The organism is Candidatus Nitrosocosmicus agrestis (assembly GCF_008389435.1).
In the GTDB taxonomy this organism is placed as follows: Archaea; Thermoproteota; Nitrososphaeria; order Nitrososphaerales; family Nitrososphaeraceae; genus Nitrosocosmicus; species Nitrosocosmicus agrestis.
In genome coordinates this window covers 41,979-65,086 of record NZ_VUYS01000020.1, presented here as the reverse complement: position 1 = coordinate 65,086, position 23,108 = coordinate 41,979, and the positions used below count along the sequence as shown (strand labels likewise).

The window sequence follows — 23,108 nt, the reverse complement described above, 5'->3', positions numbered from 1 at the left end:
CTGGACAGGTTTCTGAAAAGATTGTGAGAATAATGAAAAAAGAGTTTGAAAAGAAGGATGGGAATTTTTTTCCCTGGCTACATCAGCGATTAGGTTTTTGGCATGAGGATAATGAATTCGAGTTTCTCTAGCATTATAGCAATCCAAATAGTTATATAATAATTAATAAGAAAAATTTTAATGACCTCTGATACGAAGTTTAGGATTAACTTGAGGGAGGGTCTTTTTGAACTTGAAGGCAACGAGGATTTCGTTGATAAACACCTAGAAAAGTTTGAAGAGATTTTCAAAATGGCCATCAAGGAAGTCATTATTAACAATAAAGAGGGTTTGCCGGCTTTGAGTAAAGAGGAAATAATTACCCCTGCCAATACATCATTGGATTCATTTTCATCAGGAGATAACCGGGTTCACATAGTTAGACAAAAAACATCTCAGTTTCCCTCCACAGTCAACTTACATCAAGAAGTTCCACTTGGTAGTAAGAGTATCAAACACACTATATCCAAAGTCTCTGTTAATATCCCGCCACTTCCAGTCGATCTGAAGGCCAATGACACAAAACCAGGGTTGAGAGAATTCTTTAAAGACAAAAAGCCCTCAAATCATTATGAAAAATGTACACTTTTTGTTTATTATATTACCAAATTTAACAAGCAAATTGAAGTCAGATATGGTGAAATTTTATCTTGTTATGAAGAAATAAATGAAAAAAAGCCGAGCATCATTGACATTGTGAAAAATTCAATTAGGTATAAGGGTTGGTTAGAAAGCGGGGGTGAAAAATATTCGACCAGATTGACAATATCTGGAGAAAATTTCATAAAGTTTGATCTTCCAAAATCCTAACCATTCAATATTCTTTTCTAGGAATCCTCATCCAAATATTAAGCTCTCCACCAATCAAAACCAACGAATTTAATTGATTTTTCCTTTTGATCAACCACTGCCAGAATAAATTGTTTCTTAACTGTAGTAGCCAATCTTCCTGCAAGTACAATATCTATACTTGTCAAATTCTCTCGTTGAATGATTACTTTAACAAGATAGGGCGCATGATCAATACCAGGACCATGAATGTAAACAGCAAAATCGCAACCGAATTTGATTCCAGGAGTTACGATATAACCTTTGTCCCTTAAATTCTCGAACACTCTAAATTTTGCTTCAAAATTTATATATTGTCTTTTACAAACCTTTAATATCTCTTCTGGGGTAACATAGTCATCATTGTTCTTTAGGATGGTTAATTTTTTCCTGAGAGTAAGATAATATCCTTCAATTAAATCCAGAACCAGAGGAACATCAAACTCTGCATTTTTTGGTTTCGATATTCCCAGTGGTTTGCCATAATATCCTTGACCAAATAATTCTCTTGATTCGTTAATGTCGTGAATGAATATCCTATTCTCTATGAGTTGACCCGTAAATTGAGGGCTCAAATACTTAAAGCCAGTATTGTGAAAGAATTGGAAGCTTGTTGGCATTTGTCAACCATTCCTTCAATGCCTTCTATGGTGTCTTTAAAAAGTATCAAATCCTTAGGAGTTTGTAGATAATTCAATGCTTTAATAGTCATATCTCTGTACTTTTTATCAACTTCATTTTCAATTCTTTGGACTTCTACAGCCAATTCTATGGTATTTTCAGGTTTTATCGTGAGGGTTCTGGACATTTCATTGATTTTGAAAATTACATCTATAATGATATCAACCATACTTTTCATGTCTTCCTCAAATTTTTCTTTAATCACCTGTGGATTGATGTTAGCCAATCTAAAGGAAATTCCGCCAATAAAACCCGCTATTTCATCAATAAAATAAGCAGTTCTTAGCAAATCTTCTCTGTAAGTCATCAGACTTCCTATTGCTATAACTTCTCTTGTTATCTGTTTTCTTAGAATGACGATCTCCTTTTCGATCTCATTCATATGATCAAATGATTCCTTTATCCTTGATTGGTTTCCTTCAAATATAGCTTCGGTCATAACTGCAAGTTCCCTGGATAAATTAAGAATCTTGTTGGTTTCATCTTGCAAAATGGCAATTGTCTTTCTTTTTGCCTGGACCTCTAGCTCTCCGCTATACATATAGTAAGTGTATTTTCTACTTGTTCTTATAATTCTTTATTATTACTTACGGACAATTTAATTCAAATTTTGTTCCTTCATACTGTTCTATAATTTAACATGCTTTGTTTGATTTCTATTAGATCTCGCAAAATGGAACTCGCTGTTTCCATACCGCCTGCCCCCTTACCAATAATAGTCTGCTCGCCTGAATGTTCTGATTTAAAGGTAACTGCATTTAAAGTGCCATTTACATAAATAGGGTCATCCTTCTGAATTGCAATCGGTTTTACAAATAATTCCTTATTATTACACTTTGCTATTAGTTTTATCGCTTTCTTTTCTTTTGCCGCCTTTATGAATTCCTCCGGATCGATATCTGTAATTCCGGTTTTATCCACATCTTTTAGAGTAACCTTGTAACCCATAATCCAATTTGCCATAATGACTAGTTTAGCAGCTGCATCATCCCCATCTATGTCTAATGAAGGATTGGTTTCTGCATAACCTTTGTTTTTCGCATCTAAAAGTGCTTCTGCAAAAGGTAATCCATCTGCCATTCTGGACAGGATATAGTTTGTCGTCCCGTTCAGGATTCCTTCAAATGAAGTAATTTTGTCACCCTTTAAACAATGTTTGGCAAATTCTAAAACAGGAGTACCGCCGCCAACCGTTCCGCTAAACCGAAACATCGCATTATTGTACTCGGAGAGCTCGATTAATGATGAAAATGATAATGCTAATGGGCCTTTGTTAACTGTTATTACGTTCTTCTTTGATCGAAGCGCGGCAATTATGTGGGAAAGCCCTGGTTCGGCGGTTGATAGATTGGTTGGAGTCAATTCCAAGAAAACCTCTGCATCAATATCTTCAATTGGATTATCCGAATTGAGAAGGCTACTCTTATACCTGCTTAGGTTTCCATCTTCTTGTTTAATTGCTAGTATTTCATTAATATCCAAGCCTGTAGGTGAATATGCAATACCCTTACTATCTATACAAGCTACTACCCTAGGTTTGATTCCATAATTTTTATATAAATTACCAGCACTTGAAATTAATAGTTTCAGAAAGCTTTGACCTACTACACCCATCCCGCAAACTATAATCCTCATAAGAATTGTCTTTTTATTCTTAATATTAGAGAATATAATAAAATTTGTATTAGTTATTTGTTAGAATGAGAATTATCGTAATGCAATGGAATAGAAATTTTCCTAATACATTAATAAATGAAATTGTGATACCTCAATATATATTGAATAATCTGGCCAATGAATCCGGTCGTAATGATATTGATTCTAAACTTGAGGATTATACTGGAAACCATTATGACGTCATAATAATTGGTTCTGGTCCAGCAGGATATACAGCTTCGATTTATACATCGAGAGCCAAACTTAAGACTTTAATTATTTCAGGAACCTTGCCCGGTGGTCAATTGATGACTACGACAGAAGTTGAAAATTATCCTGGGTTCCCTAGTGGTATTACTGGTCCCGAATTAATGATGAACATGCAACAGCAATCTGAACGATTTGGGACTAAGATAGTTATTGATGAAGTAACAGAAGTGAATTTCGAGAACCGCCCTTTCAAGATAATTGCGGGTTCACTCACGGCCACCGCTGATAGTGTGCTGATATCTACTGGTGCCTCACCAAGAAAACTGGGTATACCTAGTGAGATGAATTTTTCAGGAAAAGGTGTATCTTACTGTGCTACTTGTGATGGCCCTTTTTTTAGAAATCAGGACATTGTAGTGGTAGGGGGGGGAGATACAGCTTTAGAAGAGGCAACGTTTCTAACAAAGTTTGGCAAATCGGTGAAGATTGTCCATAGAAGAGATGTATTAAGGGCTAGTAAGATACTCCAGGAAAGAGCTTTTGAAAATGAAAAAATAGAGTTCATCTGGAATTCGGCAGTGGTAGATATTAAGGGGGACAACAAAGTATCAATGCTTACATTAAAGAATCTCAAAACTGGTGAAGTAAGGACCATAGAATCGGGAGGTTTATTCGTAGCTATAGGACATGAGCCTAATACCTCCGTCTTTAGAAACAAAGTAGATCTTGATGACAAAGGATACATCAAAGTCTATGGTAATACTAGGACAAATATCGAGGGTGTATTTGCTGCTGGAGATGTTCACGATCATAGGTACAGACAAGCCATAACTGCAGCAGGTTTTGGATGTATGGCTGCACTCGATATTGAAAGATGGTTATCAGAAAGAAAAGTCAAACCTTAAAAACTATCTTCTTTTTTTATTGATTTCTGTTTTGATATTACCAATAACTTGCTACTCATAAGCAAGCTCTGGTAGATGATTTCGAGCGTCGACATATTTATCGAATTCGTCCTCAGTGAATATGCCTATCTCTTTGTACAAGCTTTTGAATTTTCTTCCATCATCCGCAAATATGCCAACAAATACCTGATCTTTTTTTGTGTTTTCTTTGGCCAAATCAACCATACTTGCAAGTACAGAACCGGATGAAGGACCTACAAGTAATTTCTCATGACTAGCTATATCTTTTACCATTCTAAAAGATTTTTCATTGGTAGCGGTATACCATTCATCTACTACACTTTCTCTTCTCAAGAATAGTTCTGGTTTAGCAGATTCCTCAAAATTTCTTAAGCCTTGCAGTAAATGGTTTTTTTGTGCTTGAATTGCAACAATGCGAAGATTACTGTTTTTTTCCTTAAGATATTTGCCAGTTCCGGTGATTGTCCCTCCCGTACCACAGCCTGTAAAAAAGTGTGTAATCTTGCCTTTCGTTTGACTCCATATTTCAGGACCCGTACTCTCATAATGTGCTGCAAAATTCGAATCGTTTTCATATTGATTAGGCATATAATAAACATCGGGACGAGGTTTAGAAATTGCATAGGCTAATGCAATACTCTGATCTGTTCCTGCTCCAACCCTTGGACATAAATCATCGGATGTTTCATGTAGCACAGCACCAAGCTTTCTTAAAATATCTTTTGTTTCTTTACTTACTTTTTCTGGTATCACGATTTCAACTTTGTAGCCGAGATGGGATGCAATCCCAGCTAAGGCTATACCGGTGTTACCTGACGTAGGTTCGATAATAATACTCTTGTCTTTTTTTAAGATTTCTTGTTTTTCGGCATTTTTAATCATCCAAAACGCTGCTCTATCTTTGACTGATCCAAATGGGTTATACCATTCAAGTTTTGCATACATTTTGACATTTGAAGTAGAAAAAGATTTTAACTCTATTACTGGAGTATTACCAATCCTTTCAATTACACTGGCTGAGTTAGGATAAACTGTTGATGTAGTCATGTTACTTTGCCTTCTTAATCGTAAATTCTAAATCCTTTTCTGTTTTATTTAATGAAACTAATTCATGACCATTTCTGTTGACCCATCTTGAAATATCTTCTTCCGAGTCTGGATCATCTGATACAACTCTCAAAGTATCACCTTTTGACATTTTTTCAATTTCAATTTTTGTCCTGAAAACCGGCTCTGGACAATACAAACCTCTTACATCAATCGTTTTCATAGTTGATTTTTGTGTATCTTCAGAATTGGAGGACATGTATATATAAAGGAAATTGTACTTAATTAAATGTTTTTACAGGGATGAACTTGACAATTTCTATCGTTGATATGAATGGTAAAAAATGTAATACTGGATCTTTAGTGCGTGAATTTAGTAGTATTTACTCAAAGATTAATTAGATGGTAATGTTCACGTTTTTTTATTGTAGATTCCTATTTATATAATTCCTGAATGAATTCTTTTTTATTAATTTTCCCTTAGGTAGATAGATATTTCTCCTCAATATGTTAATATTATGTATGAATAAGGAGTTTGATTTGGATAATGCTTGTTATATTTGATGTCGAAGGAGTTTTATTAAATGCAGAATATTTGCCCGTTTTGGCTAAACTCTTAGGACCAGAAAAGGAAGCCGAAATTTGGGACATTACCAATAAAGGTATCAGAGGTGAAATCAATTGGGAGGAGGGCTTAAAGGAGAGAGTTCATGCGTTGAGAGGCATCCAATATGATGATGCAAATAAGATAGCACAGAACTTGGAAATTATGCCAGGAGCAAAAGAATTATGCTCATTTTTGAAAAATCATGGGGCAACACTTGTGGCAGTATCTGGCGGTTTTAATATTATCACTGATCGATTACATACAGAACTTCAGATTGATAAGATTTTTTCAAATGACTTGGTATTTGTTAATGGCAAATTGAATGATGTTGTAATTAACGTAACTTCTGACAAATCTGCTTCAGTCAAAAAGTTCGTTGAGGAAAATGATTTTTCTCCCGAGGAAACAGTGGTCATAGTTGACGGGGCCAATGATTTGAAACTATTCGCTTTATCTTCATTTACAATTGGATTTTGTCCTGTTGATATAATCCGTAATAAAGCAAATGTGACGATAGATGAGAAGGATCTTTCTCTGGTAATTCCTATAATAAAAGAGAAGTTCAAAATTAGATTAAACCCTCATTAGTCAATAAGGCTCTGTCTTTTTTTGATTACCATTATCCCGATTCACATAGATGTTCAGATTCAGCCAGGGCAAAATTTAGCTGATATAATATTCAAATATGTTAAAAAAGCTGGACAAGATTTTATAGAAAACGATATAATTGTTGTAGCACAAAAAATAGTGTCAAAATCTGAGAACAGGATAGTCCATCTTGAAACCGTAGTGCCATCCCAATCTGCAATTGATATTTCAAAAATTCATTCTAAGGATCCTAGATTAATCCAACTGATATTAAATGAGTCAAATAAGATAGTAAAGCTCACTAGGAAGCATCTAATCGTTCAAACCAAACATGGTTTTATATGTGCAAATGCAGGTATAGATCAAAGCAATGTGTCTGAGGATGCTAGTGAGGTCTTGTTGTTGCCAAAAGAACCTGATGAAAGCGCGAAGATCATACAAAAATCTCTTCTTGAATTAAGTTCAAAAAAAGTCTCGGTTATTATTAGTGATACTTTTGGGCGGCCGTTTAGAATTGGCCAAACCAATGTTGCTATTGGGGTAGCGGGTATACCTGCACTAAGAAGCTATATTGGAACAAATGATGCTTTTGGCAAAGAGCTCAAGGTTACTGAGATTGCTATTGCCGACGAGATAGCCAGCGCCGCCGAACTTGTTATGGGAAAAGTTTCTGGCATTCCTGTTGCAATCCTAAGAGGTTATAATTATAAATCCTGCGTTTCGGACGATTATTCCAAAGTAAGTATAACCCAAATCATACGAAGGGAGAGTGACGATCTTTTCTTAAAATATGAGCAAGGTGTTATCGGGAAGCCTTGAAACACGTTAATAGAATGGTTTAATTTGAAGAAAACAACTTGTTCCTATGACACGTCACTAATAAAATCTCGGATACAGATGAACTTGTTATTGTTGCATCGACTTCAAAAATTGAAATATTGAAGTTGAAACTCCTAATAGTTTTGAAATTTTGAAGATTTATACAAACACAATCTAAGAAAGACAACAAGGAAATTAATGGTATTAATGACCATACCATTTTTTTCTCCTTAAATGGAAAAATCTTAGTTTACAACCATCACGTCAGGTTATAACATCTTTTATTATAGTAACAAAAAATATTATAAGTCATCTAGGTTTTGCAAGGTTAATTTTCGATGGATTTGAGATAATATCCTTTAATTTTGATACGGTAATAATGGCAAAAAATGCGCAAATTTTGATCATGCTCATTTCAATATCAAAAACAGGAGTAAAGATAGGAATGATATTTTTTTTCTAACTTATTTATTTACAAAAAAAGAGTTTTGCATTTTACCAACTGTTATAATGCCCCATACCTGTTCTACAAGGATTAAAACATTAAGCACTCGGGGAGACCTGCAGGATTGGTTCTGATTATTCGAGAAATTTACAGATCACACACTTACCGAATTAGTGTTCAAGAAAGTCAAAAAGCCCTAATTATGCATTATTATTGCAATTGTATTTTAGCCTGACGGGATGCGGACTGAAAGTTCTGGTAAAGATGATTTATCGGGGAAATAATTGATTCTGTAAGCAATTCCAACAACATCAGCATTTTTGACATCTGAAAATCGCAAGTAACTTATCCGCGGCAGCACTGGATGTTAATGTTCCGGTTTCTACAGCATGTTCTAAGTGGGGAAGAGAGGCTGCGACACCGGGGTGATTGCGAAATGCATCTTCAAGACGCTCACGGATTAATGTCCACAGCCACGTACGCTGCTGTGTTGCACGTAACGCAGCAAGCTCTCCGGTCGATGTAAGCAGATGGCGGTGCTCCTCAATCACGGCCCAAAGTTCGTCGAGACCTTTACCCATTAGACCTGACGCAGCCAGAGCGCGAGGTTGCCAGATTGCACGCTTACGTGGAAGGTAGCGTAATGCTGCATTCAGTTCCGCTAGCGCAACCCTAGCCTGGCGTTCGCCTACACCATCAGCTTTGTTAACAACAAGCATATCGGCTAGCTCAAATACACCCTTCTTTATTCCTTGCAACTCGTCGCCTGAGCCAGGCAACACGAGGACAAGAAAGAAGTCGACCATGTCAGCGACAGCAGTCTCACCCTGCCCAACACCTACAGTTTCGACAAGGACTATATCATAACCTGCCGCTTCACATAGTAGCATTGTCTCCCGTGTGCGGCGTGCTACGCCTCCAGGTGATAATCCGCTCGGCGATGGACGTACAAACGCTCGCGGATCCAGGGAAAGGCGTTGCATACGTGTCTTGTCACCGAGAATCGACCCTCCTGAAATATGGCTCGTGGGATCGATAGCAAGAACTGCTACACGATGACCAGCATTCAGCAATCGCATGCCCAGGTTGTCGATAAATGTGCTCTTACCCACACCAGGGACACCTGTGATACCAATGCGATGAGCACGACCAGTATAGGGCAAAAGCCTTTGTAAGAGGTTATGGGCTATTTGTCGATCCTCATTAGAACGGCTCTCGATAAGTGTGACTGCTCGTGCGAGCGTGCCGAGGTCACCATTAATGATACCGCGCTCATATGCCTCAACAGTAAGACGAGGCGGTCTAGATGTCATAGTTGTTGTTCGAGGCGATCGAGCAACTTCATCGCGGCATCGGCGATAACAGTGCCTGGTCCGAAGATCTCAACAGCACCGGCCTCGCGCAACGCCGGATAATCGTCGGGCGGTATCACGCCGCCAACAACGACGAGGATATCAGGGCGGCCAAGGCTTGTAAGTGCTGCGCGCAGTGCAGGTACAAGTGTCATATGTCCGGCAGCCAATGAACTTACACCAATCAAGTGAACGTCGTTCTCAACCGCGGCACGTGCTGTTTCTTCCGGAGTCTGGAACAACGGTCCGATATCGACATCAAAGCCGAGGTCAGCGAACGCAGATGCTATCACCTTTTGACCACGGTCATGGCCGTCCTGCCCCATCTTTGAGATTAGAATACGAGGTCGGCGTCCAGTGCGTTCGAGGAATTTCTGCGTGCGATCGCGCACCCGTCCGATTGCGTCGGATGACTCTCCTATCTCACCACTGTATACTCCGGAAATGGCTTGGATGTTGGCCTGATGACGTCCCCATACTTTCTCCAGGGCCCATGAGATTTCCCCAACCGAGGCTCGCGCGCGTGCTGCGTTGATGGCGAGTGCAAGCAAGTTGCCTGTACCTGTCTCAGCGCATTTCGTAAGGGCGTCGAGAGCACGCTGTGTAGCTTCTGTATCGCGCTCAGCGCGTAATTTCTTGAGTCGCTCAATCTGTGTTTTCCGAACAGCTGCATTGTCAACTTTTAGAACTGGGATCATTTCTTCATTAGCAGGTCTATAGCAGTTCACACCAATGATCTTCTGACGACCACTGTCAATGCGAGCTTGAGCACGTGCTGCTGCTTCCTCTATACGTAGTTTCGGGATACCCGCTTCGATCGCTTTAACCATACCTCCGAGCTTTTCGATCTCGGCAATATGAACACGAGCCCGTCGTGCGAGCTGGTCAGTAAGCCACTCAACGTAATAACTGCCCCCCCAAGGATCAACTGGACGTGTCGTGTTTGACTCGATCTGAAGTTGAAGTTGGGTGTTGCGTGCTATACGAGCGGAGAAGTCAGTGGGCAATGCGAGTGCTTCGTCAAGTGAGTTAGTGTGTAGGCTTTGTGTATGGCCCTGTGTTGCTGCCATTGCCTCAATGCAAGTACGAACGACGTTATTGTAAACGTCCTGCGCCGTCAATGACCAGCCTGAAGTCTGACAATGCGTGCGCAGCGCCAGGCTCTTGTTGTTCTTCGGCTCGAACTTGGAGACGATCTCAGACCAAAGTAATCGTGCCGCCCTAAGCTTGGCAACCTCCATGAAAAAATTCATGCCGATTGCAAAAAAGAATGATAGTCGTGGTGCAAATGCGTCGACGCTCATACCCGCTGCGATACCCGTCCGGATGTATTCGAGCCCGTCGGCGAGGGTATATGCGAGCTCGAGATCAGCTGTTGCGCCTGCCTCCTGCATATGATAACCGGAAATTGAAATCGAGTTGAATTTCGGCATTCGCTGAGAAGTGAATTCGAATATGTCGGCAATGATTTTCATCGATGGCTCGGGAGGATATATGTAAGTGTTTCGCACCATATACTCTTTGAGAATATCATTTTGGATAGTGCCTGAAAGCTTTTCAGGCGGTACGCCTTGCTCTTCTGCGGCGACCACATAGAGCGCGAGCACCGGCAGGACAGCGCCATTCATCGTCATTGAGACACTCATCTTGTCCAGTGGGATCCCATCAAACAGAATACGCATATCGAGGATCGAGTCAATAGCCACCCCGGCCATACCGACATCACCAACCACACGGGGGTGGTCACTATCATATCCGCGATGAGTAGCGAGGTCAAACGCAATAGACAGACCCATTTGTCCTGCGGCGAGATTGCGTCGATAGAACGCATTAGAGTCTTCTGCTGTCGAGAAACCAGCATACTGGCGCACGGTCCAAGGTTTTTGTACATACATGGTAGGATATGGACCGCGAACGAATGGAGGTATGCCTGGTAACGAACCAAGGTGAGTCACTCCAGTGAGATCAGTGGAGGTATAAACTGAGTGATGTGGTATGTCCTCTGGTGTATCCCACCTATTGTCTAAGCTTCCAGGAAGGTGTTTTCGGGGAGACAGTTCAATTGCGTCGAAATCAATCTCTTCAAAGTGGGGCAGAGTCATAGCAATAACTCCTCAAGCGTTTCAACTACGTTACAACCCAGATACAGAAATGAGTCGACACCGGAAGTTCGAAGCTCGGCTTCGAGCGGACCTGGACGCCCAGCTAGCGCAACCTTTTTCGCTCCGGCAGCTTTCAGAGCGCGTGCGGCAGCCGCGGCTTCGGTAGCATATCGTTCGTCAGTGCCACAGATTACGGCAACATCAGCACTTGTAGGCTGGGTCATCTCACGTGTACGCATGCCGGCTATACCAAAAAGACTGGTTGAATATCCAGTACGCATACGATGCTCGGATGGGGGCCCGAGAGGGAGAAGAATTACATCACGCCGGGCACCTTCGATCCTACTGCGTAACTTCTCGAATATCTCGGCATCGCGATGCTCGGCGAGCGCTGGTGCAGCCGGCACGGAAACGGTTGGGATTGGATCCCCTGGCAGCGTCTCGCCAATTAGTGCGAAGTCTGAAACACCTATTATAGGCTCCTTGCGCTTCGAAAGATTATTCAAGCGCTTAGTCCATGCTGCATCAAGTCTGGCTCGCAGAGCTCCTGATTTGATAAGTTCAGCTACACCTCCATCTTTCTCAATCGCGGTGAACCGTTTCCAAGCCTCACGGGCCAACGCATCAGTCCGGTTCTCGATGTAGTAGCTTCCGCCAGCTGCATCAATAACTCGGCCAAGGTGACTTTCATCACGTAATATGAGAACTGTGTTTCGGGCAACACGGTGACCGAGTGCAGACACCGTTACAAACTGGTCGTCAAACGGACGGGGTGTCACGATCTGTGCACCACCGAGAATCGCAGCAAACATTTCTGTTGTGACACGCAGTATGTTATTCCAAGGATCGTGCAAGGCTTGAGTACGGGCCGAAGCGATGGCGTGAATGGGCGGCGGCGGCTCATTAGGGGCGCCAGAAGCTGCAAATACCTTGTGCCAAAGTATTCGGGCCGCTCGTAGCTTACACAGTTCTCCAAAAGTATCGCGTCCTACGGGTAGTTGAAGCCAAAGCGTGCGAGCAGCATCAGTGATCGACAATCCACCATCAACGAGTGAGCGCAAATAGGCGACACCCGACGAGAGGCCAAGTGCGAGCTCATCGGCTGCGTCCGCACCAGCGCCATGGAAGGTCGTCGTTGACACACGCAACGGTCGAACGTTTGGCAAACTCTTCTGAGAAGTGCAGATGAGAGTTGAAATTTCAGACAATTGTGTGGCTAATGAGTCACTCTGAGTCACTCCTTTCGCAACAGCATTAATAGGATCGATACCAATCCAGACTCGGATGCCCACACGGCTACGTGAAATCCATTCAAGAGAGTTTTGCGGGGGGTTCTTTTCTATTTCAACTATAAGGTTAGCATTGGCGACGACTGCTGCCTCGAGGGCTCCGTCATTGTAAGCATCAATCCACAGAACATTCGCACCTCCATTTAGTTCCTCAACGGCGACCGAGTTTTCTCCATATACACGTATACACAGCTCGGTAGGGGTAACTTGTAGGTTGGTACCTCTCACGTACGGGGCTTCTCCTGGTATCGGAGGGTCAGATGGCCGCTCAGTATACAGCGGCTCTATATCTATATCTTCAGGAGTGCGGTACACTAATTTCTCAAAGGATGATCCAGCAAGCTCTCTCTCGATGAGAGCGCGCCATGCCGCAAGATCTGACATAAATAATTCACCCATTGTGGCGGAATTGGCCGCCAATTAAGTAAATAGCCTGAAAAGTTTGCTCAAGTATATGCATCTTAGATAGCTTCATCGGAAGATTGAATTTGGTTTTGATTCGGAACACCCAACTGTGCATCGCATTGGGAGCCAATACCGTGTGGTCTTTGTTAGTTTTTGAAACAATGTAACACAATTCCGGATCATGGTCTTTTTCGGCCTTGGCGGTGTAGTTCATTGATGAGGAATGTGCTTTTATACTCGGTTTTTTGATTAGGAAATTGTGCTGGAATGGAGGGTCGGAAATATTGCATCGATTTTGGTCAACTCTTTCTAGGGAAATTATTTTTAAATCTTTAATCATAGTTATACGCACTCCAACAAACCACACGAAGCTACTTCGACCGATTTGATTGTTTTAACAAAAAAAACATTTTTTGATTTTTTGATTATCCGTCTGATTTCTCTATGGGTAACCTTTAATAATATGAAGGCTTCTTTCATTTAGAATTCTCCTTAATTCTATTTATTTCAATGTAACTATTGTCACTATTTGAAATGTTATCACTGTTGTTTATTACACGATTTAAATTGCGTCTATGATGCATAGATTTAATCCGCTTATACAAATCGTAAAATTGCATACTAGATATATGTGAGACTATGTTTATATGTTGATATATTTTGCTATTCTGAAGCAGAAGCTTATCTAATCTGCAAATCATTCAAGTATATATTTCAACAAACAATCTACGACGCGGGTAATTATCAAATTGTGGTGGAATATTCATATTTGTAAGGATGTAAATAACTCCTGAGACTCCACTATTATCATAGCCAAAAGTTTGTCCCTTACTTCACGTATAGTTTTTTATATCGGTGTATTCATTTGGCCTTGTCAGATAATATTTTACCAAATTTGACGTAATCTTATCATAGTTGTTATAATCATTGCAAAAAATACTGGGTTGTTTTTTTGTGATAATTATCTAAATGCCTCAAAAAATTTTCAATTTTTGATGAGGGTTACAAATACTAGGTTGACTTTATAATTAATCAATATCAGATCCTGTATTTTTAAATTCAAAAAGTTTTTCTTCCTTTTTTCTTCTTGGATTGTAAGGTATGTGATGGGCAAAAGTAAATTTAAAATTTAGTGGTTACCTTTAGAAAAGTTATCTATTGTTCTTAAACAAATCTTTATTTGGCATAAATTTTTGAAATCACTTTTATTGATAAGTTTTCTTGTTAGTAACACAATTGAGCTGGTTTAGAATAGTTAAGTAATTAAGAATCTAATAAGTGGGCCTGACATTCGATATCTATTTCTTTTATATATTTAGAAAAGCGAAAATTAACAAAAACCAATGCATCGCTTCGCAATAGATATGATGTTACCAATTGCAAAAATTACAACTTAAAAAGTATGGGCTTTCTACAGTGCGTATTCTTAAGATCAAGTAGTAAACGTGTACCACAACTATTTCAATTTTTAGCCCAATAACGCAATTAAGGAAATTTAAACTTGATAAATTAAATGCTTCAATGAGATTAAAATTAACTGGCATTCTCTTATCTTCATCATAAATCTTAACCATCAGTAATCCCAAATTTCAAATTTAATACCATTTATAAATTCCAGAAACCGCTCAAATTGTTATTATAATTGATCTTATCCTAATAAAAAATACAAATACTTGCGGTTTAAATCCTTTGCTTATAACTTAACGGGCAATACTTTGCTGCGTTCTTGAATAAATGTTTTTGAATTTGTCCTACTAACATTTAAGGACATCACACCCAAGATTCCAGTTCAAATATGCTATAAGGATTTGAATATGTGTTCCAGTAGTAATTGAAAATAAAAAACCTACATTTCTGAAGTTAAATAGGGATTATTTTCAACTCGTTTACCTAAACTTATTGCATTATGAAATATTTCTAATTGTTGCGAAATTTAGTATATCTAAACGACTTGTTAAATTATCCTATAAGAAAAGTGTAGAGCAAAATATCCTAATATTAAATCATTAATTTCGTGCTCAGTTAAATTAGAATTAGTTTTTGATAATCGGCTTGGAAACAATAAGGTGTGCTAATTATTATGGAAACCCTTGATTAATTATTTTCAACGATATCAGATATTATTTATTTCCCAATTAGGCAAAGTTATGACTTTGTGATCAAAATTAACTTAAGGTTTCAATGCTTGTGCAGAATCAATTAAATACTAAACTATATTAATTAATGCATTTGATTCTATAGATGGTTCATACATTTTCATTGGGTATGCGCTTGGTAAATCATTGAGGAGGTAAATGAATATTTTAACATGAATATTGAAATAGTGAGTATTCATCACTTTAGCTGATGTTTTTTTATAATAGTATCATGTTGTTTCGCCTTTAAGGAAGATGTCGAAAGTAACGGTGTCTTCTTGTTAGTGTAGACAATTTCAAATGTCAAAATGATGTAGAGACCAATTTAAAACTAGAAGGTTCGCAAATAAAGATCAATCATGTAATTAGGCCACTGTAGTTCATATTAAGTTGAAATGGTAAATGGCATAGTAACTTATCTCTAATCCGACGTATAATACGGAAAGAAAACTAGGTTAACTTATTACTATATACTGCTGATAAATTTCAAAATAGGATTATCTTGGGAATATGCACTCTATTTCAAACTATGCTTAAAACATTTCAAAATATTTGTTTAATATTGCAATTATGGTTCCAGACTTTCGTATAATTTAATGGAATCTTGATTATTGCTCATTATGCTATTGAAAACCTTTCTACCCACTTCAGATTTCTTGTCAATTTTTAATTTTGATCTTTTTCCTATTTGGTTACTGACCAGTGATTCATCATTTAGGAACAAATTTACTTTCTTCCCGATATATGATTCATCAACCAAAAGGTAAATACGAGAACCTGACTCCGTTATCCTAAAAGGAATTTCGTTTCCAATTGAAGGAACCTTAGATTCAACGTCGATTTTTACTCCCAAAATTTTCTCTATTTCAGAAATGGTTGAACCCCCCCTTCCAATTATTTTGGGAATTTTTTCTTTTGCCACTGCTACTTTTATTTTATTGCTTGAAATTATTTTAATTTCAGCTTGTGGGTCAAATCTTGCTATTACTTCACGAATCTTTGACTCTGCAAGTTTATTTATCTTATTGTTTTTCTCTGAACCCGGTTTACTTTCTATATTCTTTAATGGGATTATTATATTCTCTTCCCCATATGAGTAAATTTCATATTCAACCTCCTTTGAGTAAAAGTCTCTGATTTCGACAACAGGTCTGGAAAGGTCCTGCTCGATCATCCCTGATGGTACTTTGACTGTAAGGTTTAGCTCATAAATTTTATCTATCTTTCCTCCGTTAATAAAAATAACCGTGTCTATTACATGTGGTATCATCCCTAGTTCAATTTTTCCTATGAATCGCTGAATGGCGTCTAATGCTTCATTAGCGTGGATTACGCCTATCATTCCTATCCCTGTTAATCGTAAATCCGCAAATAACTCAAAGTCTTTGATCCTTCGTACTTCGTCAAAAATTGTAAAATCGGGTCTAACTAGGAGCAGCAAGTCTGCCACCTTTTCATAACTGTTTTTGAATGACCCATACTGAATAACACTTTCAGGAACTTGCAGATCCCTAGGTGACTCTAAAGTCTTTACTAGTTTACCATTTTGGACGTAATGCTCGGCGATACTACTAGCAAAGGTACTTTTACCAGAACCTGGACGACCTGCTATCAATATTCCTTCCGCATCTTTAGACAATCTTTGTACTAGGTTCTTGTCTAGGTGATAGTCTTCTATAGTCAGCCTTTTTATTGGTCGTGCTGCCGTAATCTCTATTTTGTTAGATACCGGCGGCGTTGTTATTACGATTCTTAAATTTTTATACATCAAAACATAACATCCTTCAAATGAAATTTCTATATTTGAAACTTTTTGTTTGTCATACGCAGAAAAAAGATAGTTAATGATTTCATTTAAGGTAAATTTATCCAGCTTCTTATCAGAAATCGGAACAAGTGAAAAATTACCTGGCATCCCTTTTTTTGCTAATGGCTTTACACCTTCAATAAGGTGGACACTCATAGAATCATTATCAAAATAGTTTTCTATATTGTAGGTATCAGAATAAATTGTTCTATTATGAACGCTCTCGACCCCCGATGCCAGTGCAGTTATATGTTGAATGTAATCGGCAGTATACAAAGCTGCACCCTCCTTCTTGGCTAAATCAAATATTAATGCATCAATCCGTCCGTTTTTAGCCAACCTGATATCTTCCACGCTTGGCATCTCACCATGAATTTTTATTAAAATATTCTTAGGATTGGATAACTCCCTTATTTTTCTAAGTTCTTCTAGACCAACAAATCCGTGCTCTCGATGTTTGCATGCTTGCGATTGAAGCTCGTCAATTGCAACCCTTGGAATTATTATTTCATAACTATCGTCAAATTGATTTTCTAGTATCTTTTTACTTATGAGACCATCAATCAAAATGCTGGTATCTAACACTATTTTTTTGGGCAAACTGAATATGATCTACAGAACAAATAAATTGTTAAAAAAGGTTACTACCTAAAAGATTTATTATCTAGTTTCAAGAAATAAATCTGAAAGTCGTTTTATCATTAAAAAATAACAAATATTTCAAAATTTTTTTACCATCTAACCAAATTTTTCTCTAGATTTTTTGGGATGACAATTAATGAGGATTTAAATTATATTGAGTAAAATTCCATTGTAGAATAATTTACTTGAGCAAGCTGGAACTAAGAAATATTACAAAGTCCTTCTCCGTAAAAGATTCATCCGGAGAAAGAAATAAGGTTTTAGCAATAGACAATGTAAATTTATCCATCGAGGAGGGTCAGTTTGTATGTTTTGTAGGTCCTTCGGGTTGTGGAAAATCTACCCTTTTAAACATAATAGCTGGACTTGATACTCCGAGTCATGGAGAGCTCATACTCAATGGCCAACCGGTATCTGGAACAGGGCCAGATCGCATCATGGTGTTTCAGGAGAATGCATTATTTCCTTGGCTCACTGTCATAGACAATGTGGAATTTGGATTGAAAATGGTTGGTGTAGAAAAGGAAAAGCGAAACAAAATTGCCATGCATTATTTGGAAATGATGGACTTGAGCAAGTTTTCAAAATCATACACTTATCAATTATCAGGGGGAATGAAACAGAGAGTTGCAATAGCTAGAGCCTTAGTAATGGACCCTGATATCCTCTTAATGGATGAACCTTTTGCAGCGTTAGACTCACAGACCAGAGATTTATTACTAGTAGAACTTCAACTAATTTGGGCAAAAACTAGAAAAACTATAGTTTTTGTAACCCATAATATTTCCGAATCTATCTGTCTAGGTGACAAGGTAGTTGTTTTCACAAAGAGACCAGCTCGTGTTAAAAAGGAAATACTAATTGAATATAGGAGGCCGAGACTAACGGAGGACACTAATCTTTTTGAGTATAATAGAATGGTTTTGGATGAATTGAAGAACGAGATCACTCAGCACAAAAAAAAACTCTAACTTATCAGATTACTTAATGATTTTTTTCAATACCTGAACACCTTCATCAAAACTATTGGGCGATGTTAACAAGATCTCCTTGATTCCCTCAGACTCTATTTGTTCTATAAAACTATTAAAATCTCCCTCATATTGGCTCCAATCTAGTCCTATGATTGAAGCTGCTTTTCGGTTCTTTTGAGAGGGTACCATAATACAGGGGATCAAATCAAGTTTATAAGGCTTAAGAATCTCGTTTAGAGTTCGGATTTCAGATATTGAACTGATGCTTTGGGTAATTAAGCTTTTAGGACGTGCCTCAATTTTTTTTTGTATAGATTTTGAATTCGTAATCCTGTTTGGAACGGATAGCACCAAGTTCACGAACTTGTTAAACCCAAAATTATTCAGTGCACGGACTACTTCAGTGGGTTTCTCATTAAAACTTTCAAAATTATTATGACTAAAAGTAGGTTTATCGCCAAGTATAAATAACAAACTTCTCACATTCGCAATTAACGAATCGGCTACAGACTGGATAATGGAATTTAGGTTCCTATCACGAGTTCTGATACTGCAGGAAATATTGAAAGATGAGTTCTTTAATGTGTTTGCTAATAACTGGGCTGCAAAAACACTAGACATTCTTGGAATTCCCAAAACTGAATCTGTTAGATGAATATCATTGGTAATCTCAGAAATAATTGATACTCGTTGCAAAAATTTATCTTTTTCGCTGTTCAGCATGGCTAAATCCATATGCTCTGCTTGAAGAATTTTTGGCGGATTGATTTCGTATATGATATTCATTTTGAAGCCTACCTTAAAGTTTTATTTCTCTATAAAAAAGTTTTATTAAATTCATTTTGGGATAGTATTTCCATATCCAATGAATGAGAAGAAGATTGATGACATTTTTCTAAAGAGCGTACCCCTTTCATTGGATATTTATTATTCGGAAGTTAAGAATAAAATAGTCCATGAAGACGGAGATTCTGGAGTACTAGTAATAATTTTTTTCCCCACTCCTAAAACTCCAAAAATAATATTTACCAAAAGGAGTTCTAAGTTACGAAACCATGCTGGAGAGATTTCGTTTCCTGGGGGTAGATTTTGTAAAAAAGATAAATCGCTGATTGTAACCGCAATTAGGGAAACTTATGAAGAAATTGGATTAAAAATACACGAGGAAAATATAATCGGTTGTTTAACTCCAACTAATACATACACGACAAAAATTTTGATTTATCCTTTTGTTGTCGTGTTGTCAAAACCAATACCTCATCTAAATCCAAATGAAGAAGTCGAAGAAATCCTGGAGATTTCTTTAGAAGAATTAGAAATGTCAATGGATATTGATAAAGAGCATACTACTGGAAATTATGAGATGTTCAAATTCGTAATAGGTGACTACATAATCTGGGGTGCTACAGGTCGTATTCTCAAAGATTTGATAGACATTATTAATCAAGTTCATCTTTAGGTGTGATTTTCGGACGAATCTAAAAATTATTCGTATCCTATTTCGTTGAGATTATTCATGAGTATTTGGTTAAATTCAATTGTTGAAAATTTACCTCCAATATCTTTTGTCTTGACATTGGCCTTGAAGAGATCGTCTATTACCTTCTCGACTTTTGATGCTTGATTTATAAGTTTCCTATCATTGTATTTTTGCCCTAACCAATCAAACATCATTTTCAAGGCTAAAATAAAAGATGTGGGGTTTGCGATATTTTTTCCGGCTATATCAAATGCGGCTCCATGAACTGGCTCAAACATAGCAAATTTTTCTCCAATATTTGCTGCAGGAGCCAGACCTATACTCCCAGTTACTTGAGCTGCTTCGTCAGAAATTATATCACCAAACAGGTTGGTTGTTAAAATTGTATCAAACCTTGTGGGCCTCCTTATCAACTCCATTGCACATGCGTCAACATACATTTCCTCAAATTCAACCTCTGGATATTGTTTTGAAATTTCTCTAGAGGCTTCTATAAATAGTCTATCGCTAATCCTAAGAACATTTGATTTATGTACAATTGTTACCTTTTTCCTATCTCTTTTCATTGCGACTTCAAAAGCATGTTTTGCTATCCTTTGCGAAGCGAATCTGCTTATTTTTCTAAGAGATATCGCGGTATCCTCATCACTTAAAAATTCCCATCCTAAATAGAGATCCTCTGTATTTTCTCTAACAGTTATCAAATCTACATTTGTAGAAATAGAATCGATATTGGCATAATTTTTAGATGGTCTTACATTTGCATAAAGGTCAAAGTATCTCCGCAATACTAGTACCACGTCAGCTGCCGACTCACCTACTGGAGATTTTAAACATGCCTGTGATTCTTTTATCTTTTCAAAAGTCTCGTCAGGTAATGCCTTGCCAAAATTCTTTAATGCATTATCTCCAGCTTCGACCTTTCCAATTGTGAATCTTATGCAAGAAGAGCGATCATGTATCTCATGGAGAACTCTTTCTACACAATCCGATAGTTCCGGACCTATGCCGTCCCCTACAAGTAATGAGATATCGTATGTAGTCATTTTTTGTTATCGAAAATATTTAGGCCGTTTGACTGTTGCTATTACTATGAATCAACTTCTTTAGCATTGTCTTGTTGATGGCATCAATCATAGCTTGAACTGATGTTACCACTATATCTTCTCCAGATTTTCTGGCTGAGATAATATTGCCTGCTTTATCTTCCACTTTTATTGACACTTCAGCCAGAGCATCGGAACCACCTGTAATAGAATCCAGTTTGTATTCTCTGATTTTTATGTTAGCAATGCCTGTTGCTATAGTTTGAATAGCCTTTAAAGCAGCATCCACAGGACCAACTCCTGTCTCGGAAGCTATAAAGTCCTTACCATGAATATTGAGTTTAACAACAGCTGTGGGTATGATGTTAAGGCCAGTTACAATATGAAAATCATTTAATCTAAAATTCTCGTCAAACTTTTTATTTTTTATTACCTCTGAGGCCAAAGACAAAAGGTCTGAAGTTGTAATCGATTTCCCGCTATCTGCAATTATTTTTTGCTTCTCTACTATTTCTTTTAATTGATGGTCAGTTGTCTCAATGCCAAATTCATTTAAAATGGCTTTTATCCCATGTGCTCCAGCATGTTTACCTGCTTGCATCCAACGTTTTCTACCTACAAGTTCTGGACTAATAGGTTCGTAAGTCAAAGGATTGTTTATAATACCGTGAGTATGAATTCCTGACTCGTGACCGAAAGCATTTTCTCCTATAATTGCCTTATTGGGCTGAACGATGATACCCATGGCATTAGATACAAATTTAGAAACATCATAAAGTAGCTCTGTTTTAATGTTATGTTCAATTTGATATAGGCATTGACATGCCATTACCAACTCCTCCAGTGCAGCATTACCTGCTCGTTCTCCCAGTCCATTTATGGTTACATGCGCGCATTTAGCCCCCGCCTGGAATCCTGCAATAGAGTTTGCAACAGCCAGTCCAAAATCATTATGACAATGGACACTTACCGGTAAGCCCGTCATATCGATGACCTCTGTAACTAACTCTGACATATAAGCGGGTGTAGAATATCCTACCGTGTCTGGTATATCAATCCTGTCTGCACCAACTTCGGCAACGGCTTTAAAGACCTTATTTAAAAATTCTCTGTCTGATCTCGTTGCATCTTCCGCAGAAAATTCTACTTTAATACCATGTTTTTTTGCATATTCAACTGCAAATATCGCCTTTTCAAGAACCTGCTCCCTGGTCATTTTTAGTTTGTATTGCATATGTATGTCCGAGGTAGCGATGAAGGTATGGATATAATTCAGATCACTACTAATGGCTGTATCAATATCATTTTTTGTTGTTCGGGCTAATCCACAAACTTCTGCTTTTAATCCTTGCCTATTGATTTTTCTTATTGCATCCACCTCACCTGGTGAAACCACCGGGAAGCCTGCTTCAATTGTATCTACTCCGAGCTCATCCAATTTCATTGCAATTTCTAATTTTTGATTAGGGGATACGGTAACACCAGGTGTTTGTTCCCCATCTCTCAATGTAGTATCGAAAAGCCTAATTTTGTTATTAGAGGTCATCATCTACCGCTCCTCTTGGTAATGCTGATACACCTGTCCTTGCAACTTGGAGAATTCCATAACCTGAAACCAAATCTTTAAACGCATCTATCTTATCAGGAGTTCCGATAATTTCCACAGTTATTGTTTCATTTGTAATATCCATTATATTTCCACGATATATAGAAGCAAAATTGGCAATCTCTATCCTTGTTGTGGGGTCCTTAGCATTCATTTTAATCAAAGCAAGTTCTCTGTAAACAGCATTTTCCTTATTTAATACATTGATCTGTATCACATCAATCAGTTTTTGTAGTTGCTTGACTAATTGTTCGAGGGTCTTTACATCAGAAATAGTAGTAATGGTCATTCTTGACAAGTCTGGCTTTTCAGTAATTCCTACTGTAATACTTTCGATATTGAAATTTCGTGATCTAAATAAATTTGTAATCCTGAATAAGACACCAGGTTTGTTTTCCACTATTACCGACAATATATACATTTT

Annotated in this window: 20 protein-coding genes; 6 read left to right on the top strand and 14 right to left on the bottom strand. The window is 38.0% G+C overall.

Features of this window, described 5'->3' with window-relative positions; all coding sequences use genetic code 11:
• Window positions 1-180 precede the first annotated feature (180 nt).
• The gene (locus F1Z66_RS12525; protein ID WP_149863960.1) at window positions 181-849 is read left to right on the top strand and encodes a hypothetical protein; all 669 of its coding nucleotides are present in this window, start codon (window positions 181-183) and stop codon (window positions 847-849) included.
• A gap of 38 nt (window positions 850-887) precedes the next feature.
• Here F1Z66_RS12525 and endA read toward each other — a convergent pair whose 3' ends face one another.
• The 3 genes from endA to F1Z66_RS12510 all read right to left on the bottom strand — a co-directional run bounded on the left by endA (window position 888) and on the right by F1Z66_RS12510 (window position 3,183).
• The gene (endA, locus tag F1Z66_RS12520; protein WP_230207552.1) at window positions 888-1,442 is read right to left on the bottom strand and encodes a tRNA-intron lyase; all 555 of its coding nucleotides are present in this window, start codon (window positions 1,440-1,442) and stop codon (window positions 888-890) included.
• Complete coding sequence (locus F1Z66_RS12515) at window positions 1,439-2,089, bottom strand: DUF47 domain-containing protein (RefSeq protein ID WP_149863958.1); 651 nt, start codon at window positions 2,087-2,089, stop codon at window positions 1,439-1,441. The genes endA and F1Z66_RS12515 overlap by 4 nt, the downstream gene beginning before the upstream one ends.
• A 77-nt stretch (window positions 2,090-2,166) precedes the next feature.
• Window positions 2,167-3,183, bottom strand: coding sequence for a homoserine dehydrogenase (locus F1Z66_RS12510; RefSeq protein ID WP_149863957.1), 1,017 nt, complete (start codon window positions 3,181-3,183; stop codon window positions 2,167-2,169).
• An 80-nt stretch (window positions 3,184-3,263) separates the two neighbouring features.
• Between F1Z66_RS12510 and trxB the strand changes: the two genes are divergently transcribed.
• Window positions 3,264-4,319, top strand: coding sequence for a thioredoxin-disulfide reductase (trxB, locus tag F1Z66_RS12505; RefSeq protein WP_149863956.1), 1,056 nt, complete (start codon window positions 3,264-3,266; stop codon window positions 4,317-4,319).
• A gap of 51 nt (window positions 4,320-4,370) precedes the next feature.
• On the opposite strand, the gene F1Z66_RS12500 is transcribed toward trxB, so the two are convergent.
• Together F1Z66_RS12500 and F1Z66_RS12495 are read right to left on the bottom strand one after the other, a co-directional pair.
• Window positions 4,371-5,387, bottom strand: a complete 1,017-nt coding sequence (locus F1Z66_RS12500; RefSeq protein ID WP_149863955.1) for a PLP-dependent cysteine synthase family protein — start codon at window positions 5,385-5,387, stop codon at window positions 4,371-4,373.
• A gap of 1 nt (window position 5,388) precedes the next feature.
• Entirely contained in the window at window positions 5,389-5,646 is a 258-nt protein-coding gene (locus tag F1Z66_RS12495) for a sulfurtransferase TusA family protein (protein ID WP_230207551.1), read from the bottom strand.
• Window positions 5,647-5,934: 288 nt separating this feature from the next.
• Between F1Z66_RS12495 and serB the strand changes: the two genes are divergently transcribed.
• Both serB and cofE read left to right on the top strand, forming a co-directional pair.
• Window positions 5,935-6,582 carry a phosphoserine phosphatase SerB gene (gene serB, locus F1Z66_RS12490; protein WP_149863954.1) on the top strand — a complete coding sequence of 216 codons (648 nt, stop codon included), beginning with the start codon at window positions 5,935-5,937 and terminating at the stop codon, window positions 6,580-6,582.
• Between the two features lie 21 nt (window positions 6,583-6,603).
• On the top strand, window positions 6,604-7,401 hold the full coding sequence (cofE, locus tag F1Z66_RS12485) for a coenzyme F420-0:L-glutamate ligase (RefSeq protein WP_201448479.1): 798 nt from the start codon (window positions 6,604-6,606) through the stop codon (window positions 7,399-7,401).
• Window positions 7,402-8,157: 756 nt separating this feature from the next.
• Here cofE and meaB read toward each other — a convergent pair.
• From meaB to F1Z66_RS12460, 5 genes are all read right to left on the bottom strand, one after another.
• Window positions 8,158-9,159 carry a methylmalonyl Co-A mutase-associated GTPase MeaB gene (gene meaB, locus F1Z66_RS12480; RefSeq protein ID WP_149863953.1) on the bottom strand — a complete coding sequence of 334 codons (1,002 nt, stop codon included), beginning with the start codon at window positions 9,157-9,159 and terminating at the stop codon, window positions 8,158-8,160.
• Complete coding sequence (gene scpA / locus F1Z66_RS12475; RefSeq protein ID WP_149863952.1) at window positions 9,156-11,300, bottom strand: methylmalonyl-CoA mutase; 2,145 nt, start codon at window positions 11,298-11,300, stop codon at window positions 9,156-9,158. The genes meaB and scpA overlap by 4 nt, the downstream gene beginning before the upstream one ends.
• Window positions 11,297-12,988, bottom strand: a complete 1,692-nt coding sequence (locus tag F1Z66_RS12470; protein WP_149863951.1) for a methylmalonyl-CoA mutase family protein — start codon at window positions 12,986-12,988, stop codon at window positions 11,297-11,299. Before F1Z66_RS12470 ends, scpA begins: the two co-directional genes overlap by 4 nt.
• Window positions 12,981-13,334, bottom strand: coding sequence for a hypothetical protein (locus F1Z66_RS12465; protein WP_149863950.1), 354 nt, complete (start codon window positions 13,332-13,334; stop codon window positions 12,981-12,983). Before F1Z66_RS12465 ends, F1Z66_RS12470 begins: the two co-directional genes overlap by 8 nt.
• Window positions 13,335-15,697: 2,363 nt before the next feature.
• Window positions 15,698-17,536, bottom strand: a complete 1,839-nt coding sequence (locus F1Z66_RS12460) for a PINc/VapC family ATPase (protein ID WP_149863949.1) — start codon at window positions 17,534-17,536, stop codon at window positions 15,698-15,700.
• 227 nt (window positions 17,537-17,763) lie between these two features.
• Here F1Z66_RS12460 and F1Z66_RS12455 point away from each other — a divergent pair, with 227 nt between their 5' ends.
• Window positions 17,764-18,549, top strand: a complete 786-nt coding sequence (locus F1Z66_RS12455; RefSeq protein ID WP_149863948.1) for an ABC transporter ATP-binding protein — start codon at window positions 17,764-17,766, stop codon at window positions 18,547-18,549.
• Between the two features lie 9 nt (window positions 18,550-18,558).
• Here the strand turns inward: F1Z66_RS12455 and F1Z66_RS12450 are convergent, their stop codons facing one another.
• Complete coding sequence (locus F1Z66_RS12450) at window positions 18,559-19,338, bottom strand: hypothetical protein (protein WP_149863947.1); 780 nt, start codon at window positions 19,336-19,338, stop codon at window positions 18,559-18,561.
• A gap of 79 nt (window positions 19,339-19,417) precedes the next feature.
• Here F1Z66_RS12450 and F1Z66_RS12445 point away from each other — a divergent pair, with 79 nt between their 5' ends.
• Window positions 19,418-20,011 carry an NUDIX hydrolase gene (locus tag F1Z66_RS12445; RefSeq protein WP_149863946.1) on the top strand — a complete coding sequence of 198 codons (594 nt, stop codon included), beginning with the start codon at window positions 19,418-19,420 and terminating at the stop codon, window positions 20,009-20,011.
• 26 nt (window positions 20,012-20,037) lie between these two features.
• On the opposite strand, the gene F1Z66_RS12440 is transcribed toward F1Z66_RS12445, so the two are convergent.
• The 3 genes from F1Z66_RS12440 to ilvN are packed head-to-tail and all read right to left on the bottom strand — an operon-like array spanning window position 20,038 to window position 23,105.
• Window positions 20,038-21,078 (bottom strand): isocitrate/isopropylmalate dehydrogenase family protein, encoded by a 1,041-nt coding sequence (locus tag F1Z66_RS12440; protein ID WP_149863945.1) that lies wholly within the window; start codon window positions 21,076-21,078, stop codon window positions 20,038-20,040.
• Between the two features lie 19 nt (window positions 21,079-21,097).
• A complete protein-coding gene (locus tag F1Z66_RS12435) occupies window positions 21,098-22,627 on the bottom strand; it encodes a 2-isopropylmalate synthase (protein ID WP_201448478.1) in 1,530 nt (509 codons plus the stop codon).
• Entirely contained in the window at window positions 22,614-23,105 is a 492-nt protein-coding gene (gene ilvN / locus F1Z66_RS12430; RefSeq protein ID WP_149863965.1) for an acetolactate synthase small subunit, read from the bottom strand. The genes F1Z66_RS12435 and ilvN overlap by 14 nt, the downstream gene beginning before the upstream one ends.
• Window positions 23,106-23,108: the final 3 nt, after the last annotated feature.

What these genes read in the sequence shown, in the direction of transcription:
- F1Z66_RS12525 (WP_149863960.1), top strand. Translation starts at nt 181, where the DNA reads ATGACCTCTGATACGAAGTTTAGGATTAACTTGAGGGAGGGTCTTTTT.
- F1Z66_RS12515 (WP_149863958.1), bottom strand. Translation starts at nt 2,089, where the DNA reads ATGTATAGCGGAGAGCTAGAGGTCCAGGCAAAAAGAAAGACAATTGCC.
- F1Z66_RS12510 (WP_149863957.1), bottom strand. Translation starts at nt 3,183, where the DNA reads ATGAGGATTATAGTTTGCGGGATGGGTGTAGTAGGTCAAAGCTTTCTG.
- trxB (WP_149863956.1), top strand. Translation starts at nt 3,264, where the DNA reads ATGCAATGGAATAGAAATTTTCCTAATACATTAATAAATGAAATTGTG.
- F1Z66_RS12500 (WP_149863955.1), bottom strand. Translation starts at nt 5,387, where the DNA reads ATGACTACATCAACAGTTTATCCTAACTCAGCCAGTGTAATTGAAAGG.
- F1Z66_RS12495 (WP_230207551.1), bottom strand. Translation starts at nt 5,646, where the DNA reads ATGTCCTCCAATTCTGAAGATACACAAAAATCAACTATGAAAACGATT.
- serB (WP_149863954.1), top strand. Translation starts at nt 5,935, where the DNA reads ATGCTTGTTATATTTGATGTCGAAGGAGTTTTATTAAATGCAGAATAT.
- meaB (WP_149863953.1), bottom strand. Translation starts at nt 9,159, where the DNA reads ATGACATCTAGACCGCCTCGTCTTACTGTTGAGGCATATGAGCGCGGT.
- scpA (WP_149863952.1), bottom strand. Translation starts at nt 11,300, where the DNA reads ATGACTCTGCCCCACTTTGAAGAGATTGATTTCGACGCAATTGAACTG.
- F1Z66_RS12470 (WP_149863951.1), bottom strand. Translation starts at nt 12,988, where the DNA reads ATGGGTGAATTATTTATGTCAGATCTTGCGGCATGGCGCGCTCTCATC.
- F1Z66_RS12465 (WP_149863950.1), bottom strand. Translation starts at nt 13,334, where the DNA reads ATGATTAAAGATTTAAAAATAATTTCCCTAGAAAGAGTTGACCAAAAT.
- F1Z66_RS12450 (WP_149863947.1), bottom strand. Translation starts at nt 19,338, where the DNA reads ATGAATATCATATACGAAATCAATCCGCCAAAAATTCTTCAAGCAGAG.
- F1Z66_RS12445 (WP_149863946.1), top strand. Translation starts at nt 19,418, where the DNA reads ATGAATGAGAAGAAGATTGATGACATTTTTCTAAAGAGCGTACCCCTT.
- F1Z66_RS12440 (WP_149863945.1), bottom strand. Translation starts at nt 21,078, where the DNA reads ATGACTACATACGATATCTCATTACTTGTAGGGGACGGCATAGGTCCG.
- F1Z66_RS12435 (WP_201448478.1), bottom strand. Translation starts at nt 22,627, where the DNA reads ATGATGACCTCTAATAACAAAATTAGGCTTTTCGATACTACATTGAGA.
- ilvN (WP_149863965.1), bottom strand. Translation starts at nt 23,105, where the DNA reads ATGTATATATTGTCGGTAATAGTGGAAAACAAACCTGGTGTCTTATTC.